This is a genomic window from Thiothrix litoralis (genome assembly GCF_017901135.1).
In the GTDB taxonomy this organism is placed as follows: domain Bacteria; phylum Pseudomonadota; class Gammaproteobacteria; order Thiotrichales; family Thiotrichaceae; genus Thiothrix; species Thiothrix litoralis.
The window spans coordinates 590,587-608,373 of sequence record NZ_CP072801.1 but is presented as its reverse complement, the minus strand read 5'-3'; the positions used below and the strand labels follow the sequence as shown (position 1 = coordinate 608,373).

Genomic DNA, 17,787 nt, shown 5'->3' with positions numbered 1-17,787 from the left:
GCAGACAGTATGACCAACCCGCGCTGGCAATTCTGGATCGACCGTGGTGGCACGTTCACCGACATCGTGGCACGCACACCCGAGGGTGAATGGCGCACTCACAAGCTGCTCTCGGAAAACCCGGAACGTTACCCCGATGCCGCGCTGCAAGGTATCCGCGATTTGCTGGGCGTGAAGGCGGGGCAAACGATTCCCACCGAACGCATCGACACGGTACGCATGGGCACAACCGTCGCCACTAATGCGCTGCTGGAACACAAGGGCGAAGCCGTGTTGCTGGTAACGACACTCGGTTTCGGCGATGCCTTGCGCATTGGCTACCAGCAACGCCCCCACCTGTTTGCGCTCGACATCGAACTGCCGCAAATGCTCTACACCGACGTGCTGGAGGTGGAGGAACGCATCGCGGCCGACGGTGAAATCCTGCAAGCGCCGGATGCGGCGGTTATCCGACCTGCCCTGCAAGCCGCTTACGCCAAGGGTTTGCGCTCGGTGGCGATCCTGTTCATGCACGCTTATCGTTACCCGCAGCACGAAACGCGGGTGGCAGCGATTGCCCGTGAAGTCGGTTTCACCCAGATTTCTACCAGCCATGCGGTTAGCCCGTTAATCAAGTTTGTCGGGCGGGGGGATACCACGGTGGTGGATGCTTACCTATCACCCGTGCTGCGCCGTTATGTCGAGCAGGTGGCGCGGGAATTGCCGGACACCAAGCTGTTTTTCATGCAATCCAACGGCGGGTTGACGCACGCGGATCACTTTCAGGGCAAGGATGCGATTCTGTCGGGGCCTGCCGGTGGCGTGGTCGGCATGGTGCAAACCGCACAGGCAGCCGGTTTCGACAAGCTGATCGGCTTTGACATGGGCGGTACGTCGACGGACGTGTGCCACTTTGCGGGTGAGTACGAACGCACGCTGGAAAGCCATATCGCCGGGGCGCGGATTCGTGCGCCGATGATGCAGATTCATACCGTGGCGGCGGGCGGTGGCTCGATTTTGCATTTCGATGGGCAACGCTTCCGGGTCGGACCCGACTCTGCCGGGGCGAATCCGGGGCCTGCGGCGTACCGGCGCGGTGGCGAACTCACCATTACCGATTGCAATGTGATGTTGGGGAAATTGCAGGCGGCGTATTTTCCGCAGATTTTCGGGGCGGAAGGCAAGGAAGCGCTGGATGTCGATACGGTTTGTGCGAAGTTCGCAGAGTTGGCTTCGACTCCGCTCAGCCAACGAAGAGCGTCCCCGTTGGCTGAGCGTAGTCGAAGCCTAAGTCCCGAGCAGGTGGCGGAGGGGTTTCTGGCGATTGCTGTTGAGAATATGGCGAATGCGATCAAGAAGATTTCGGTGCAGCGCGGCTATGATGTGAGTGAGTATGCGCTGTGTTGCTTTGGCGGGGCGAGCGGGCAACATGCTTGCTTGGTGGCGGAAGCGTTGGGGATGCGTAAGGTGTTTTTGCATCCGTTCGCGGGGGTGTTGTCGGCGTATGGGATGGGGCTGGCGGATGTGCGGCAGATTTTGACGCGGAGTGTGGAAGTGGAGCTGAGTGAAACTATGTTGGTGGGTTTGCAGCAACAGCAGGCGACACTCGCGGCGGAAACGGCAGCGCATATCCAGGAGCAAGGCGTCAGCACTGAATATTTGCGGCATGAGACGCGGCTGCATTGCCGCTATGCGGGGTCGGATTCGAGTTTGCTGGTGGCTTGGGATGGCGAGGATACAGCAGCGATTCGGGCGACGTTTGAGGAGGCACATCGGCAGCGGTTTGGGTTTGTGGCGGCGGAGAAGGCGGTGGTTGTGGCTAGTTTGGAGGTTGAAGCCATTGCGGGGAAAGAAAATCCCCCCCAGCCCCCCTTTTGCAAAGGGGGGAGTGAAGAGCGGGAGACCTGGCATTCTGTGTTTATGCGGGGGGAATGGCGGGATACGCCGTTTTACCAACGGGATGCTTTGACGGTGGGACAAACAATTACTGGCCCGGCGGTTATTTTGGAAAGCACCGGGACGGTGATTGTGGAACCAGGTTGGGCGGTGCAATTGAATGAGCAAGGCGATCTGGTGATGGAACACCGTAGGGTGGGTGGAGCGGAACGCGATACCCACCATTCGACTTCCACCCCAAAACCCGATTCCGCCCCCGACCCCATCCGCCTAGAAATCTTCAACAACCTGTTCATGTCCATCGCCGAGCAGATGGGTTTTGTGCTGGAACAGACCGCTGTGTCGGTGAATATCAAGGAGCGGCTGGATTTTTCCTGCGCAATCTTCGACCCGGCTGGCCATCTGGTGGCGAATGCGCCGCATATGCCGGTGCATCTGGGCAGCATGAGCGAGAGCATCAAAGCGGTGATCAGCGCCAATGCAGGGGCAATGCAGCCGGGCGATGTGTTCGTGCTCAATGACCCTTACCACGGCGGCACGCATTTGCCCGACATTACCGTGGTCAAGCCAGTGTTTGAGGAAAGCGGTAATGCGATTATTTTCTACGTCGCCACCCGTGGGCATCATGCCGATGTGGGCGGGATTACCCCCGGTTCGATTCCGCCACAAAGCCGCACGATTGATGAGGAAGGCATCCTGCTGACCAACGTCAAACTGGTGGAGGGCGGACATTTCCGTGAGGAGGCCATTCGCGCCCTGCTCGCTTCGGGCGCGTTCCCTGCCCGCAATATTGACTACAACATTGCCGATTTGAAGGCGCAACTGGCGGCTTGTGCTCGCGGCGAAGCCGAACTGCGGCGCATGATCGGGCAGATGGGGCTAGCGACCGTGCAAGCCTACATGCGCCATGTGCAGGATAATGCGGAAGCCTCGGTGCGGCGCGTGATCGGCAGCTTGCGCGATGGCAGTTTCCAATATGACATGGACGATGGCAGCCGCATTTGCGTGCAGATTACGGTGGATGCAACAAACCGGTGCGCCACACTGGATTTTACGGGAACCAGCCCGCAGCACCCCGGCAATTTGAATGCGCCGACCGCGATTACCCGCGCGGCGGTGCTGTACGTGTTCCGCTGTTTGGTGGCTGACAATATCCCGCTCAACGAAGGTTGCCTCAAGCCGCTTAATATCATTATTCCGCCCGGCTCGATGTTGAACCCGCAATACCCGGCGGCGGTGGTGGCGGGCAATGTGGAAACCTCGCAATACGTGGTGGATGCGCTATTCGGCGCACTCGGCATCATGGGCGCGGCGCAAGGCACAATGAACAACGTCACCTGGGGCAACGCCCGCCACCAGTATTACGAAACCTTGTGCGGCGGCGCGGGGGCAACGGCGAATGCGGCTGGGGCGAGTGCGGTGCATACCCACATGACCAATTCGCGCCTGACTGACCCGGAAATCCTTGAAACGCGCTTTCCGGTACGGCTGGAAGCATTTCACATACGCCCGCATTCTGGCGGCAGAGGCTTGCAGCGCGGTGGCGATGGCGTGGTGCGCAAGACCCGCTTTCTGGAGCCGATGACGGTGAGCCTTGTGTCGGGGCATCGTAAGGTCGCGCCGTATGGCATGGCAGGCGGCAGGAACGGGCAGTGCGGTGTTAACCGGGTGCTGCGGGTGGAGGGCTATTTGGAAACGCTGGAGGGGATTGCGCAGGTGGAGGTGGAGGCGGGTGATGTGCTGACGGTGGCTACACCGGGTGGGGGTGGATATGGTCAATAAAAAAATTGCCATTTATTAGATTTACCATTATCTTTAGGTGACACACTCATCTAACTTGTCAAGGTAATTGCCATGCAAGAATGTACCATCGCGATCGGACAAAATGGCCGCATCGTCATCCCCACAGCCATACGCAAAGCCCTGAACTTGCAGGAAGGGCAGCGTTTGCTATTAAGGCTTGATAATCAGTCCATTATCATGGAAAAACCGGCTGATATTGTGAAAAAACTGCAACACCGTTTCCGCAAGATTCCTGTGAGTCTGGCGGGTGAGCTGATTCAGGAGCGCCGTCAGGAAGCGGCAAAGGAAAGTCATGATTCTTGATGCTTCAGCGCTGCTGGCTTTGCTGCAAGGTGAGCCGGGAGCAGACAAGGTGCAGGCCGTGCTACATCAGGCCACAATCAATACGGTTAACTGGTCAGAAGTTATACAAAAACTCTCGGTGCATGACCCTGATGCGGCGGATATTCGCCCGGAAATGGAATTAACTGGCCTGAAAATCATGCCCTTCACAGTCGAACAGGCTGAGATCTGCGCAAGCCTTTGGGTGAAATCCAAACCGTTTGGCTTGTCACTTGCCGATCGTGCCTGTATTGCGACGGGTATTGACCGTAAGATGCCCATCATGACAACGGACAAAATTTGGCAAGAAATGGAATTACCAATCAATATTCATGTCATTCGGTAGGTCATTATCGCCTGCAAGGCAGGCTCCTACAGGTCAGTAATCCACCTTGCCGCGCCCGGCTTTGGTCTGGCTGTGCTTTTTCTTGCTATCCAACCGCTTGGTTTGGGAGCTGCGGGTTGGGCGGGTCGCTTTGCGCTTTTTCTGCACTTTGGTAGCGTCGAGGATGAGTTGGCGCAGGCGTTCCAGCGCATCCGCACGGTTTTTTTCCTGACTGTTGTGGGTTTGTGCCTTGATGACGATCACGCCTTCGCTGGAAATGCGCTGATCAGCGTAGGCTAGCAGCTTTTCCTTGTAGGCTTCGGGCAGGGATGAGGCGCGGATGTCGAAACGCAGGTGAATCGCGGTCGACACCTTGTTGACGTTCTGCCCGCCGGAGCCTTGGGCGCGGATGGGCTGAAGGTCGATTTCTTCGGGGGGGATTTGGGTGTTGTTGGATAGTTTCAATTCACGTTACCTGTTCTACCAGCACTTCCTCGCCATCAGTGAGCATGACCCAGCAGGATAGCTTGTCCAGTTTCTGAATATCCGGCAACTGCTGATAGCCCTGCACCTGCTGAATACCTTCAGCGCGTTTGTCGTCCCACACCTGCGGTTGTTTTTGCCGTTCGGACTTCTTGCAATATTTCAGCTCGATCAAATGCTGGTGCTGGACAGCATACGGGCTGCGTTCCAGCAACAAAATGTCCGGGTATTTGCGATTCATTTCCGGCTCGCTTTTGATGTAGTAAGCCGGAGATTGATACAGCAAGGTGGTCAGTAAAACCTTCAGGTGCTTTTCATCCATCCGCATAAAATCACGGTTGGACAGGATTTGTAATAACTGCTGCACCTCTAGCCGCAAGGGTTCAATATCATTATGCAGCGCCAAAGCGACCACGGCTTTATGGATGGTTTGCGTCGGTATTTGCAAAGTATTGCGCCGTTCAATCTCAACCTTGAAATACTCGAAGTAGAGTTTCTTGATCACATAATTGGGGATACGAAAACGCTGTGAACCCAGTTCCTCGCCCGCCAGCGAGACGAACCCCATGTAATAAAGCAGGCTGATGAAATCCTCGCGGTCAAAGCCTTTGTCAAAGTCGAATTGGCGACGTTGTTGGGTGGTAATTTCACCTGTACTGATCAGCTCTTCCAGCACGGCATAATTAACGTCCCGATCACCAATAGAAAACATGCGGAGGATTTTACCGTAGTCCGATGCGATGTTTTCATCCAGCATATTCGTGGGAAAGGCACAACGCTCTTTGTCAAAGTTTCCCAAAAAATACAGTAACATATTCGCGTTGTACATCGGCTGACCACGGTACGCAAACACATAACCGTTGTACCAATCCTTCAGCGTACCCATCAGATCAACCGTAAGATTGCATTGTTCTACCAAGGGCTGGATCAGGGACAACGTTTCCGGGCGGCTTAGACCAATCGCCTCATTAAAAGCTGGCAACAAGGATAGGTTTTTAACCATATTAAAACCCGAAGTCAGGCTATCGAGCATGATGGGCGTAACACCTGTAATGAACAGACGATCAATGCTGCCCTGTTGTGTGGCGGCCTTGATGGTTTCATAAAAGGCGCGGACAAAGCCGCCCTTGCCCATAATCCGGCGGAAATAGGTCAGGTTATCCGCCAGTAACGCATTGGCGAAATGGTCGTATTCGTCAATAATCAGGTAGATGGGCTGTTCGCCTTGTACGGTAAACAGGGCTTCCATTTTCCCGGCTGGGGTATTGGCGGCGGCGATTTGCACCCCAACCTGTTCCGGGTAGTCGTACTTGAGCAAAAAACGTTGCAGCAGGTTGTCGATTTTGCGGGTGAAATCCGCTTCGATGGTTTGCGGGTCATCCGTGCTGATGCCGCTGAATTCCATAAACAGGACTTGGTAGCGGTTCTGGTTGCCAGTGGGATTCTGACCGATGGCGAGATGACCAAACAGGCGCGTGAAATCATGCTTGGCCTTGATGTCGTAGTAATACGCTAGCATGGAGACAAACAGGCTTTTCCCGAAGCGGCGCGGGCGCATGATCAGGTTGTAGCGGCTGGTGTCTTCGATGGTTTGAATCCAGCCGGTTTTGTCGAGGTAGGTGTAGCCTTCCTCGATGACCGTTTTGTAGTGGCTGATGCCGTAGGGGAGTTTCAGTTTCATGGTTGCCTCATTCCTGCGTCGTGCTGTTGTGAGTATAGATCATCCGCCGCGCTCTCCACCCGCACCTGCCCATTCATCAACATCGGCAACAACCAATCCCGCAACGCCACCAACCGCTGATTTTCTTTCGAGCAATTCAATATTTTTTCAAATAGCGGCTCTATAACTTCACTGTAAGTCTGAATTGCTTGATTGTCAGGTATGCACATTTGAGTGAACTTAATATCATTAGACACTATCGACTTGAAGACAGAACCGGAAGACTTTATTTTAAGATGATGAATGAGTTCCTGAGTCAGAAAATATACAAATTCACCGCCACAGCCAGCTTTTGGTTTTAGTGCGTAACAAGATTGATTCATTGCCATTTTTCGTGCTGTTAATGCGAGTTTTCCGACAGAACCCCTTGCTGTTATAAACACTGTACCTTTATCAAACAATAAGCTACTACAACTCTTCAAGCCATCTTCGGTAATATGTTCTTCTGTATCGAGTTGAAATACGCCTTGGCTTGTATCTGTTGGTGTAAAGAAAGGTATTTCACCGTTCCAAAATGACAGGTCATTTTTGCTTGGAGTGCCACCTCCAAATAATTCCGCGACCTTCAAAATATTTGAAACTTCCCATCCCGCTGGAATCTCCCGCTTCAACTCCTTGCTATACAGCATCTTCCCGCCCGACGACTTATACGGCTTGCCGTTTTCATCGGGGAAATCGAACTGCACAAACCAGTAGTCGTAGAGGGTTTTTGCCATTGCTTCGAGTTCGGCGTTAATGCGATTGTTGACTTCGATTTTTTTATCAATAGCAGAGAGAATATCAGCAATTTCTATTTGATGGTTTTTACTAGGCAATCTCAGTGGAAGATTGAAAAGAATTTTTGTATTTAAGTTCGGCATAGTAATGCCAACAGAGTGATTGATTAACCACTCTTTACTTTCTCTAGCTCCCAAAAAATAAGTCAAAAATCGTGAATCAACATTATTTCCGGGGCGAATTAGAATGCAACCAGTCCCACAGAAAAAACCATTATCAGCATCATGTATTAGTACTTTCTGGGTTATATCGCCTCGTCTACTATAAACAATATCCCCCGGCTTAACCAAATGCTGAGAAAGACGCTGTGCATCTTTAACAGAGATACGGGCTATACCTGAAAGATTAACTCGGCTTTCCTTCATGTTGGCTGGCATTATGCAGGGGATACCATTTTCAACATAATCGGAAGCATGTAGTTGACTGCCAAATGGGCCGGTTTGAATCAACCCGTTACCTTCAGAAACCACCTGCCCCAAAGTTGTCCGCTTCCACTTAATCATAGCGGAGGCTCGCTAGTTGGGTTTTGATCTCGGTTTCGAGGGTGCGGGATTCGGCGAAAAGGGTGTCGAGGTTGTCGGTGAAGCCTTGCATTTTGGCGGTGAATTCGGCGGCGGTGATGTCGGTGTATTCGATTTTTACGTCGAAGTATTGCCCTGCACTGAAGGAGTAGTTTTTGGCTTTGATCTGGTCGTAAGTGACCGCAACTGAAAAATCATCGACCGCCGTTTTGGTGTTGAAAGTGTCGATGATGTGTTGTTCTTCGGCAGCCGTCAGCACGGTTTTCTGGTTTTTACCGTCTTTGACCGTTTCACCCAGATTCGAGGCATCAATCAGGATTACCTTGTCCCGGTTGCCCTTGTCGATGAACAGGATAGAGACATTCGTGCCCGTAGTAGCGAAAATATTGCTCGGCATCGACACCACGCCCGCCAGCATTTTCTGGTCGACCAGCTTTTCACGGATTTTCTTGTCAATGCCCGACTGAGCAGTAATAAACCCGGTAGGAACGACGATGGCAGCCTTACCGCCCGGTTTCAGCGAAAACATGATGTGCTGGATAAACAGCAGGTAAATCGCCATTTTATCCTTGGCCTTGCCCGGCACATTGGGAAGCCCCGCAAAGAAGCGTTCCTTGTTTTCCTTGGTATCCAGATCGTTGCGGAAATCGCTGAAATCCATCTTGAACGGTGGGTTGGAAACAATATAGTCAAACTTTGCCAGCGACGCCCCATCCTTGTGGTAAGGCGACAAAATGGTATTGCCCTGAATCACATTAGGGATGGAATGCACCAGATTGTTGAGGATCAGGTTCAGCCGCAACAACCCGGACGACTTTTGCGAAATATCCTGCGAATAGATACTGCACCGATTTTCCCCAATCGCATGAGCCAGATTCATCAGCAACGTCCCCGACCCGGCCGATGGATCGTAGCACTTGACGTTCATCACCTTACCCCGGCTTTCAGCAGGGACAAGAATCGCCGCCATGATCTTGGCGACCGCGTGCGGCGTGTAATATTCCGCATACTTGCCGCCGCTGTCCTTGTTGTAGTCCTTAATCAGGTACTCAAAGATGTCGGCAAAGAAATCAAAGCCCTGTGTAAAAATATGCTCAAAGCTGAAATTCACCAGTTTGTTGATTATTGCCTTGCAAAAGTTGTCGCGCTCACCGGGGTCAGAAATGAACTGGCTGATCTCATCAAACAAGCGGATTTGCGCCCCGCCCCCGGTTTTGACCGAGAAAATATCACTGTTGACGATGGCAATCTGGCGTAAGGTATCATCAAACAGCTTGGCGAAATTATCCTCATTTTGCCGCGCAAACAGGCTGGCAAGCAGGTGTTCCGGGCGCAAATAAGCTGTGCCTTCGGGAAGCATCATGACCAACATCTCGTAAGCGTCGATGTCCATATTGGCGATGTGCTGTTCCCAGTTTTCCGCCTTGGCAGTGGCTTTATCGGCTTTTTTCAGCTCATACGCCAGCTTGTCGCACAGGAACTTGTACAGGAATACCTGCGTAATGATTTTGAACTCATTACCATCATTACCCAGCCCGTAAGCGGCGCAAATGTTTTTCAGGTTGTCGATCAGTTCGGTGGTGCTTTTCTTGAAATCGAGGGCTACCAAGGGGTTACTCCATTAAATTCATCCAGATACTCTTTAACGACAAGCTGGTTGATGTAGCGCGTGCTATCGGGGGTTAGCTTGATGTTTTGCGCCAGATGGAACTGTTGTACCACGCTCCGCTGTATCATGCGCTCAAAATAGCTTTCGTTATCGAGGATGTTCCTGTTCTGCATCACACTCTCGTCGGCTTGCTGTTTGACCTGATGCAATGCCTCGAAAATGCGACGCTCATTATCAGAGATCGAGCCATTCTCTACCAGCCGTTTATGCACTCTGGTGAACTTTATGTCACCGCTGTATTTGCTCTGGAGCAGGCGGTTCTTGCGATTGATTTCCCGCACCTTGTCCTGAATTTTGTTCAGGGTGAGCATATTGTGCTTCATCTCATCCTGAGTGACCTCTTTGAGGTTACGGTTCTTGAACAGGCGTTCCAGCTCCTCTTTGAGTTGGATGAACTCCGGGTCTTTGGGGTCAACATTGCTGGTCATGGATTCGCGGGCGCGACGCAGGGCGTCTTTCAACTCATTCGCCAACTTGAGTTCTTCCTCGCCAATCTTGACGAACTTGAACAGCACTTCCTCCAGCGCCATGTTCAATAAGCCACTGGTGTCGGCCTGATTTTCAAGACGGTCTTTGAGGTTAAGCATCGCCAAGTGGTTATCGACTTCGTTGTACAAAGCGTTAATCTGGGCGAATGGCAGTCGTTGCAACAAATCGTCGTACCCGAATAATCGGCACAAGTTGTACAAGCTGCGGGCATCCGCCAAGGCTTTTTTCAACGCCAACACTTGCGCCCGATCCTGCATTTCCGTGACTTGCCGCGAGAAGATTTCCTTGTTCAGCGTGTCATATTGGAACAGCACATCCTTAACCGCTTCAAATTCTTCCTTGATTTCCTCGGCGGATTTAAAGAGCTTGGAATAATGTTCCATCTCATCGCCTAATTCATTCTGTAGCTCGTCGAAATAAGCTTTATTGGTCTTGTCAAACTCACTGCGAATATCGGCAAAATCCACCACATAGCCATAGCGGTGTTTGCCGTAGGTACGATTGACGCGGGTCAGGGCTTGCAGCAGGTTATGGTCTTTAATCACCCGCCCCAGATAGAGCTTCTTCAGGCGTTTGGCATCAAAACCCGTCAACAACATATTGTACACAAACAGCAGGTCAATGTTGCCCGCCTTGAAATCTTCCACCCAGTCGTCACGCTCTTCCTTGGAGCCAACATCATGCAGAATCAGTGCGGCTATCTTTGCCTTGTTTGCCAGCGGCACACCTGCGCCATAACCCATCTCCTTATACACAAGTCCCAAGCTGATGTAAGATAAGCAATTTTCACCTATGAACTGGTCATCTAGCGAACTCACCGATCTTGATTTGGGAGACAAGCGCCTCGAAACACGCGCCGCCCATATTCTCAATGCCATGCTGAAAGCGCCCCAATCCAGCCTCCCCAAGGCTTGCCAGAGTTGGTCAAGTACCTTGGCGACGTACCGTTTCTTCTGGAATGAGGCGGTGAGCCATGATGCTTTGATGGCATCCCACTTTGAAGCGACAGAGTGCCGAATCCGTCAACAAGACTCGAAGATTATCCTGTGCATTCAAGACACCACCGAATTGGACTTCAATGGACAGGAAACCGAGGGCTTGGGGCGGTTATCCTACGATAAGCAACGCGGGATGTACCTGCATCCGACCTTGTGTATCACCCCGGAACGCCTGCCGTTGGGCATCACCGATACGTGGATGTGGTCACGGGGCTTGAGCAAAGCCGCCGACCAAGCGAACCCCAGCATCAAAGAAAGCCGTCGCTGGATCGAAGGGTATGAACGGGTAGCCGAACTGGCGGCACGCTGCCCCGGACACCGGCTCATCTATACGGGCGACCGTGAAAGCGACTTTTACGACTTGCTCAAACGGGCACAAGCCTTGGATTACCCGGCTGACCTGCTGATACGGGCGCAACATAACCGTGCCTTAGGAGATGACCTCAAACTGTGGGATGCCATTGAGCAACAACAGGCGTTGACCCGCATCACCTTTACCAAACCGCGCAAGCAGGGTGAAAAAGCCCGCAAAGTGGTACAGGAAATCAAGGTGTTACGTTATACCCTGCGTCCCAAGAGCAAGCACCCGATGCTATTGACCTTGGTTCAAGCCAAAGAAATCAACCCACCCGCCGGAAAATCGCCCCTCATTTGGCGTTTAGTCACCAACCGTTGTGTAGAGACCGCCGATGCCGCTTGTGAACTCATCGACTGGTATCGGGCGCGTTGGGAAATCGAAATGTTTTTTGATGTCCTGAAAGTTGGCTGTCGCGTCGAAAAACTGCAACTGGACACTAAAGAGCGCATCGAAAAAGCCCTCGCGCTCTACATCATGGTGGCCTGGCGGATTATGTTTCTGATGCGGTTGGGGCGTACCTGCCCAGAACTTCCGGCTGAGCTGGTGTTTGACCCGCTGGAATGGAAAGTATCCTTCCGGCTCGGCAAAAAAGCACTGCCCGATGGCATACCTACCCTCAATCAAGTGATCCGCAATCTGGCAGAACTGGGGGGCTTTCTGGGCAGAAAATGCGATGGCGAACCGGGAGCTAAAAGTATCTGGTTGGGCTACTCAAGGGTGCTGGACTGTATTTATGGGATTCAGATGGCTAGTGAATTGGGGGAAGGACTGATTTGTGTATAAAGAGATGCCCTCAATCGGCTCTGGCGACTCATTGTCATATTCCATATTATTGGAAAACAGCATCAACTGGGTGATGTTGATAAAGCGCCGGAATTTCTTGTTCTGAAAGCGGGCATTGATACGGCTACGCTCAGCCAGAACACCATCGCGGTTATTCGGCTTTTTGACTTCGATGAATACCAGCGGCATCCCGTTGATCAACAGGGTAATATCGGGGCGGAACTCGTCATCACCGTTCTTGTAGGGCAGCTCGGTAACAACATGGAAGCTGTTATTATCGAAGTTCTCAAAATCAATTAGACGTGTACCCGAACGCCGTGTTAGTTGCTCGTAAAACGCTTTTCCCAAGTCCTCATTGTCCAACAAAAGGCTGACATCTTCCCGCAAACGCTCGATTTCATCGGGGTCAAGATCAGAATTGATACGACTGATGCCTTCACGAAACAAGGCTGGGAAAATATTGGTGTTTTCATCACATTGCGCCTCTTTCAGAGACAGATAGGTATAACCCAGGCGGGTCAGGTGCAGGATGGTAGGTATTTTTACCCGCGTATCTTCATTAAAGCTCATGTGTTATTAGCCCCCAACACAAAACCCAAGCCCATAAAATTTGTTTACATTATGACCTCTAGCCCAGCATTCGTATATAAGAACAGCTACTTAACCTAGGGCAATCGCATTAAAATACTCTTGACAAAACCACGATAAGCCCGTTTCCTATCAGGCTTTTTGTAGCCCCATGAAACAACTCCATTCAACGGCGTCGATAGTCGACCATTTTGCTTCAATCCCTGATCCGCGAATGGATCGTCGCAAGCGGCACAAACTGAGCGATATTTTCTTCATCACCTTGTGTGCTGTGATTTGCGGTGCGGATGACTGGGCATCCATCGAACAGTTTGGCAAAGCCAAAGAAAAGTGGTTCACCGCCGTACTGAATTTGAAACAAGGCATTCCGTCACACGACACGTTTGGGCGGATTTTTGCGCTGATCGACACCCAGAAGTTCAGTGAGTGTTTTAGCCGTTGGGTGGCAGACCTGTCCGGTCTCAGCAGCGGCGAGATCATCGCGATTGACGGTAAATGCCTGCGCCGTAGCCTCGATCGTGCCTCCGGCAAGTCCGCCATTTACATGGTCAGTGCATGGGCAAGCCAGAATCAGCTAGTGCTGGGTCAGCAGCGGGTGGATGACAAGTCCAATGAAATCACCGCCATCCCTAAGTTGTTGATGCAGCTTAATATTGCGGGTGCGGTGGTGACCTTGGATGCGATGGGCTGCCAAACGGCGATTGCCCAGCAGATCGTGGATCAGGGGGCTGATTACCTGCTCAGCCTGAAGGGCAACCAAGGCACACTCCATCAGGACGTGAAACTGTTTTTTGAATCCGCCAACACCTGCCCGCCGAGTGGGCACACCAACGATGACGGCGGGCATGGGCGAATTGAAACCCGCATCGTGCGGGCTACCTCAGACATTAAGTGGCTAAAGAAAGACCATCCCCATTGGACTAAGCTCACCAGCATCATTGCCGTCACCGCCATCCGCGAATGCAAAGACAAAACCACTGAGGAAACCCGTTACTTCATCAGCAGCATGGATGCTTCCAACCCTGAACGTTTGGGGCAAATCGTGCGGGCGCATTGGGGCATTGAAAACAACCTGCATTGGGTGTTGGACTATGCTTTTCGTGAAGACGACCAACGGATGCGCTCCGGCAATGGCGATGCCAACATGGCAGTTGTCCGGCACATTGCCCTCAATTTGGTCAAAACCGAGAAAACCGTCAAGCTCGGTGTAAAGAACAAGCGTCTCAATGCGGGCTGGGATGAGGACTATCTGCTAAAAATCGTCACAGGCAGACCGGGGGCTACCAAGCCTAAAATTTAGAGCTTTGTAAAACAAGATATTTTTAATGCGATTGCCCTGGTATCCAGCCCAGTTTGGGCAGAAAAAGGCGGTTGTTGGCTGGGTCGAGCTTAATTTGTTTGGGGTCGGGGTAGCGGAAACGGTCACCGTTGCCCTTACGTTTGAAGCGGGGGAAGTCGGCACGTTTGGCAAAGAAGTTTTGGTAGGCCTTGTCCAAGTCCTTCAGGGCGTGCTGCAACGCCTGTGAGGGGGAATCTTTTAGCCACGCCTGCCCCGCCTCCCGTTTCCAAACGGGCAGCTTGGCTGCCATGGCCACGTAACCGATGAACTTTTCACCCGCTGCATGGTTGGCTTGTTGCAACGCTAACGCCTTGTTGTAAACAAAGCGGCACGATCCCGCGTAGCGGCGTAGGTTGCGCTGTTGCTCGCCGGTGGGCTTCAGTTCGTATTTAAAGGCTTGGCGTCGTTGCATGAGGTTAAGGATAGGTTAAAATCTCTGCCTTGTGCGTCTGAATCCACCGTAAATGCGGGTTTCAGCCGACAAACGGAAGAGGCGCAGCGATGCTGCCCTCGCTCTGCATCCTCGCCCTGAAGGACGAGGTTTTACGCGAAAGACGGATAAAGCCTTCTGCTACCCCGGTGTGGAGTCGGACGGCTATACCCTCAAGCAACACCAAACCCAAGCAGTGTATGACATGGCCTTGCTCACGCAGACTATTGATGCACGCTCCCTGTTAAGTCAGAAACAAGCACAAACCGCCGCCATTACCACGCTGGAACAACGCAAACTCGGCGAATGGTTAAGCGGTACTGCGCCACGCAAACAATCACACGTCGGCTTACAGCATTTTATCCAAACGCCTGCGATGGCATTGAACGATCATCACGCCAAACACAACCGCTTCCGCCGCGCTCACAGCAACTTGTTATGCTGGATGGACGAGGAAAAGCAGTGGTCTTGCCGTGAGGAGGTTAACCGCATCTCCTTATACACAAGTCCCAAGCTGATGTAAGATAAGCAATTTTCACCTATGAACTGGTCATCTAGCGAACTCACCGATCTTGATTTGGGAGACAAGCGCCTCGAAACACGCGCCGCCCATATTCTCAATGCCATGCTGAAAGCGCCCCAATCCAGCCTCCCCAAGGCTTGCCAGAGTTGGTCAAGTACCTTGGCGACGTACCGTTTCTTCTGGAATGAGGCGGTGAGCCATGATGCTTTGATGGCATCCCACTTTGAAGCGACAGAGTGCCGAATCCGTCAACAAGACTCGAAGATTATCCTGTGCATTCAAGACACCACCGAATTGGACTTCAATGGACAGGAAACCGAGGGCTTGGGGCGGTTATCCTACGATAAGCAACGCGGGATGTACCTGCATCCGACCTTGTGTATCACCCCGGAACGCCTGCCGTTGGGCATCACCGATACGTGGATGTGGTCACGGGGCTTGAGCAAAGCCGCCGACCAAGCGAACCCCAGCATCAAAGAAAGCCGTCGCTGGATCGAAGGGTATGAACGGGTAGCCGAACTGGCGGCACGCTGCCCCGGACACCGGCTCATCTATACGGGCGACCGTGAAAGCGACTTTTACGACTTGCTCAAACGGGCACAAGCCTTGGATTACCCGGCTGACCTGCTGATACGGGCGCAACATAACCGTGCCTTAGGAGATGACCTCAAACTGTGGGATGCCATTGAGCAACAACAGGCGTTGACCCGCATCACCTTTACCAAACCGCGCAAGCAGGGTGAAAAAGCCCGCAAAGTGGTACAGGAAATCAAGGTGTTACGTTATACCCTGCGTCCCAAGAGCAAGCACCCGATGCTATTGACCTTGGTTCAAGCCAAAGAAATCAACCCACCCGCCGGAAAATCGCCCCTCATTTGGCGTTTAGTCACCAACCGTTGTGTAGAGACCGCCGATGCCGCTTGTGAACTCATCGACTGGTATCGGGCGCGTTGGGAAATCGAAATGTTTTTTGATGTCCTGAAAGTTGGCTGTCGCGTCGAAAAACTGCAACTGGACACTAAAGAGCGCATCGAAAAAGCCCTCGCGCTCTACATCATGGTGGCCTGGCGGATTATGTTTCTGATGCGGTTGGGGCGTACCTGCCCAGAACTTCCGGCTGAGCTGGTGTTTGACCCGCTGGAATGGAAAGTATCCTTCCGGCTCGGCAAAAAAGCACTGCCCGATGGCATACCTACCCTCAATCAAGTGATCCGCAATCTGGCAGAACTGGGGGGCTTTCTGGGCAGAAAATGCGATGGCGAACCGGGAGCTAAAAGTATCTGGTTGGGCTACTCAAGGGTGCTGGACTGTATTTATGGGATTCAGATGGCTAGTGAATTGGGGGAAGCAACTGTCTTGATGTTATGTCAAGCATGTTGTTTCCCTTGTGGGTTCCAAGGTTGATTATCCCTGACCATTGCATTCAGGATGGTCAGGATTTTTCTCATGCAGGCAGTGAGTGCAACCTTCTTGGGTTTGCCTGCCTGAACAAGTTTTTCATAAAATTTCTTGATGGTATTGTTACTCCTTGATGCTACTAACGCCACCATATACAGCAAACTCCTTACTTCAGCCCGTCCACCCCAGATAGCACGTTTTCCGCGCATCGTGCCACTGTCACGGTTGAAGGGCGCGAGACCTGCCAAGGCCGCTATTTCTTTCCGGTCGAGCGTCCCCAGTTCCGGTAGGGAGGCTAGCAAGGTGAAACTGGCAATACGTCCCACACCTTTGAAACTCTTCAGCAGGTCTTCCTTCGCTTTCCATACGGGGCTGGCCTGCACGAATTGCCCCAAGTCTTTGTCCACATCGTCAATGTGCTGCTTGAGCCATTCAAGGTGCTGTTCGATATTCCCACGGACGCTACCTTGTGCCATAAACCAACGGTTTTGTTCGGCAACTCGTATCTCCACCAACTGACGGCGACGTGCCAGCAATTGGCTAAAAAGTTGCTGCTCAGCATCTTTCAAAGGACGGACTTCGGGGCGGATACGTTCTCCGAATAAGGCCAGTAATCGCGCATCCACTTTGTCCGTCTTGGCGAGTTGCCCCATTGCTTTAGCAAAATCCCGTGCTTGCCGGGGATTCACTACGGCAACGGGTAAGCCAGCTTCCATCAAGGCACAGGCAATGGGCGTTTCCAATCCACCTGTCGCTTCCATGACAATCAGGCTGGCATTCCAAAGCAACAACTTTTCGACCAATCCGGTTATTCCGGTGCTGGTGTTATCTGCTTGCCATGCTTCGCCAGAAGGCAAACCATGAACATCCAGATGTGCTTTGGAAACATCAATGCCGATAAATGTTTCTTGGGTTTGTTCCATGTTCCTGTACTCCCATCCTAGCCGATGATGCGGGTTGTTCCCTGGCAACTGTTCGGGTTCTTCAAGAATTGGATGTGGCGACCCAAGCTTCCCCACGGGGTTCACCCAAAGGGCTGGCGGCCTGCCACATCCTGAAAACTCCTTGTTTAGTACATCCGGGATGATTCTTCCCAGATACTAGGACTGATTTGTGTATAAAGAGATGGGTTAACCGCCAATTCGAGACAGTGACAGTCAAACCGCCCGCGACGGAAACCATTCCCATGAATCGCTATATTTGCCAGTGGGATATAGAAGAACTGTATGCAGACCTAAAAACCAAACTCTTCGCCGACAAGGAAGAAACGCTCATCCGCCAGCAACTGATGAGCATCGAAAGTGCCTGTTACAGCGACACTGACAAAAACCACACCTTGCGTTACCACCCCTTACTCGGCGTGTATCGCCTGCGCTAAGCGTATGCT

Annotated in this window: 16 protein-coding genes; 8 read left to right on the top strand and 8 right to left on the bottom strand. The window is 52.3% G+C overall.

Annotation, left to right across the window (positions count from 1 at the left end; all coding sequences use genetic code 11):
* The first annotated feature begins 9 nt into the window (after positions 1-9).
* The 3 genes from J9253_RS02920 (at position 10) to J9253_RS02910 (ending at position 4,345) form a co-directional block, all read left to right on the top strand.
* On the top strand, positions 10-3,657 hold the full coding sequence (locus J9253_RS02920) for a hydantoinase B/oxoprolinase family protein (RefSeq protein WP_210223229.1): 3,648 nt from the start codon (positions 10-12) through the stop codon (positions 3,655-3,657).
* Between the two features lie 72 nt (positions 3,658-3,729).
* Positions 3,730-3,981 (top strand): AbrB/MazE/SpoVT family DNA-binding domain-containing protein, encoded by a 252-nt coding sequence (locus J9253_RS02915; protein WP_210223228.1) that lies wholly within the window; start codon positions 3,730-3,732, stop codon positions 3,979-3,981.
* The gene (locus J9253_RS02910; protein WP_210223227.1) at positions 3,971-4,345 is read left to right on the top strand and encodes a type II toxin-antitoxin system VapC family toxin; all 375 of its coding nucleotides are present in this window, start codon (positions 3,971-3,973) and stop codon (positions 4,343-4,345) included. Before J9253_RS02915 ends, J9253_RS02910 begins: the two co-directional genes overlap by 11 nt.
* A 33-nt stretch (positions 4,346-4,378) precedes the next feature.
* Here J9253_RS02910 and arfB read toward each other — a convergent pair whose 3' ends face one another.
* The 5 genes from arfB to J9253_RS02885 are packed head-to-tail and all read right to left on the bottom strand — an operon-like array spanning position 4,379 to position 10,738.
* Entirely contained in the window at positions 4,379-4,789 is a 411-nt protein-coding gene (gene arfB, locus J9253_RS02905; RefSeq protein ID WP_210223226.1) for an alternative ribosome rescue aminoacyl-tRNA hydrolase ArfB, read from the bottom strand.
* Position 4,790: 1 nt separating this feature from the next.
* Entirely contained in the window at positions 4,791-6,488 is a 1,698-nt protein-coding gene (locus J9253_RS02900) for an AAA family ATPase (RefSeq protein WP_210223225.1), read from the bottom strand.
* Complete coding sequence (locus tag J9253_RS02895; protein WP_210223224.1) at positions 6,485-7,807, bottom strand: restriction endonuclease subunit S; 1,323 nt, start codon at positions 7,805-7,807, stop codon at positions 6,485-6,487. The genes J9253_RS02900 and J9253_RS02895 overlap by 4 nt, the downstream gene beginning before the upstream one ends.
* A complete protein-coding gene (locus J9253_RS02890; RefSeq protein WP_210223223.1) occupies positions 7,800-9,434 on the bottom strand; it encodes an HsdM family class I SAM-dependent methyltransferase in 1,635 nt (544 codons plus the stop codon). The genes J9253_RS02895 and J9253_RS02890 overlap by 8 nt, the downstream gene beginning before the upstream one ends.
* Positions 9,428-10,738: a type I restriction endonuclease subunit R gene (locus tag J9253_RS02885; protein ID WP_210223222.1), complete on the bottom strand. Its 1,311-nt coding sequence runs from the start codon at positions 10,736-10,738 to the stop codon at positions 9,428-9,430. The genes J9253_RS02890 and J9253_RS02885 overlap by 7 nt, the downstream gene beginning before the upstream one ends.
* A gap of 37 nt (positions 10,739-10,775) precedes the next feature.
* Here J9253_RS02885 and J9253_RS02880 point away from each other — a divergent pair, with 37 nt between their 5' ends.
* Positions 10,776-12,122, top strand: coding sequence for an IS4 family transposase (locus J9253_RS02880; RefSeq protein WP_210221796.1), 1,347 nt, complete (start codon positions 10,776-10,778; stop codon positions 12,120-12,122).
* Here the strand turns inward: J9253_RS02880 and J9253_RS02875 are convergent.
* Positions 12,051-12,692: a type I restriction endonuclease gene (locus tag J9253_RS02875; RefSeq protein ID WP_228291489.1), complete on the bottom strand. Its 642-nt coding sequence runs from the start codon at positions 12,690-12,692 to the stop codon at positions 12,051-12,053. The genes J9253_RS02880 and J9253_RS02875 overlap by 72 nt on opposite strands.
* Before the next feature lie 169 nt (positions 12,693-12,861).
* On the opposite strand from J9253_RS02875, the gene J9253_RS02870 reads away from it, so the two are divergent.
* Positions 12,862-14,010, top strand: a complete 1,149-nt coding sequence (locus J9253_RS02870; RefSeq protein WP_210221251.1) for an ISAs1 family transposase — start codon at positions 12,862-12,864, stop codon at positions 14,008-14,010.
* A 22-nt stretch (positions 14,011-14,032) separates the two neighbouring features.
* Here the strand turns inward: J9253_RS02870 and J9253_RS02865 are convergent, their stop codons facing one another.
* On the bottom strand, positions 14,033-14,461 hold the full coding sequence (locus J9253_RS02865) for an RNA-guided endonuclease InsQ/TnpB family protein (protein WP_210223221.1): 429 nt from the start codon (positions 14,459-14,461) through the stop codon (positions 14,033-14,035).
* 52 nt (positions 14,462-14,513) lie between these two features.
* Between J9253_RS02865 and J9253_RS02860 the strand changes: the two genes are divergently transcribed.
* Both J9253_RS02860 and J9253_RS02855 read left to right on the top strand, forming a co-directional pair.
* Positions 14,514-15,002, top strand: a complete 489-nt coding sequence (locus J9253_RS02860; RefSeq protein WP_210223220.1) for a hypothetical protein — start codon at positions 14,514-14,516, stop codon at positions 15,000-15,002.
* An 18-nt stretch (positions 15,003-15,020) separates the two neighbouring features.
* Positions 15,021-16,406: an IS4 family transposase gene (locus J9253_RS02855; protein WP_228291488.1), complete on the top strand. Its 1,386-nt coding sequence runs from the start codon at positions 15,021-15,023 to the stop codon at positions 16,404-16,406.
* On the opposite strand, the gene J9253_RS02850 is transcribed toward J9253_RS02855, so the two are convergent.
* Complete coding sequence (locus J9253_RS02850; RefSeq protein WP_210221817.1) at positions 16,370-17,323, bottom strand: IS110 family RNA-guided transposase; 954 nt, start codon at positions 17,321-17,323, stop codon at positions 16,370-16,372. The genes J9253_RS02855 and J9253_RS02850 overlap by 37 nt on opposite strands.
* 263 nt (positions 17,324-17,586) lie before the next feature.
* Here J9253_RS02850 and J9253_RS02845 point away from each other — a divergent pair, with 263 nt between their 5' ends.
* Positions 17,587-17,778, top strand: a complete 192-nt coding sequence (locus J9253_RS02845) for a hypothetical protein (protein ID WP_210223219.1) — start codon at positions 17,587-17,589, stop codon at positions 17,776-17,778.
* The last annotated feature ends 9 nt before the right edge of the window (positions 17,779-17,787 follow it).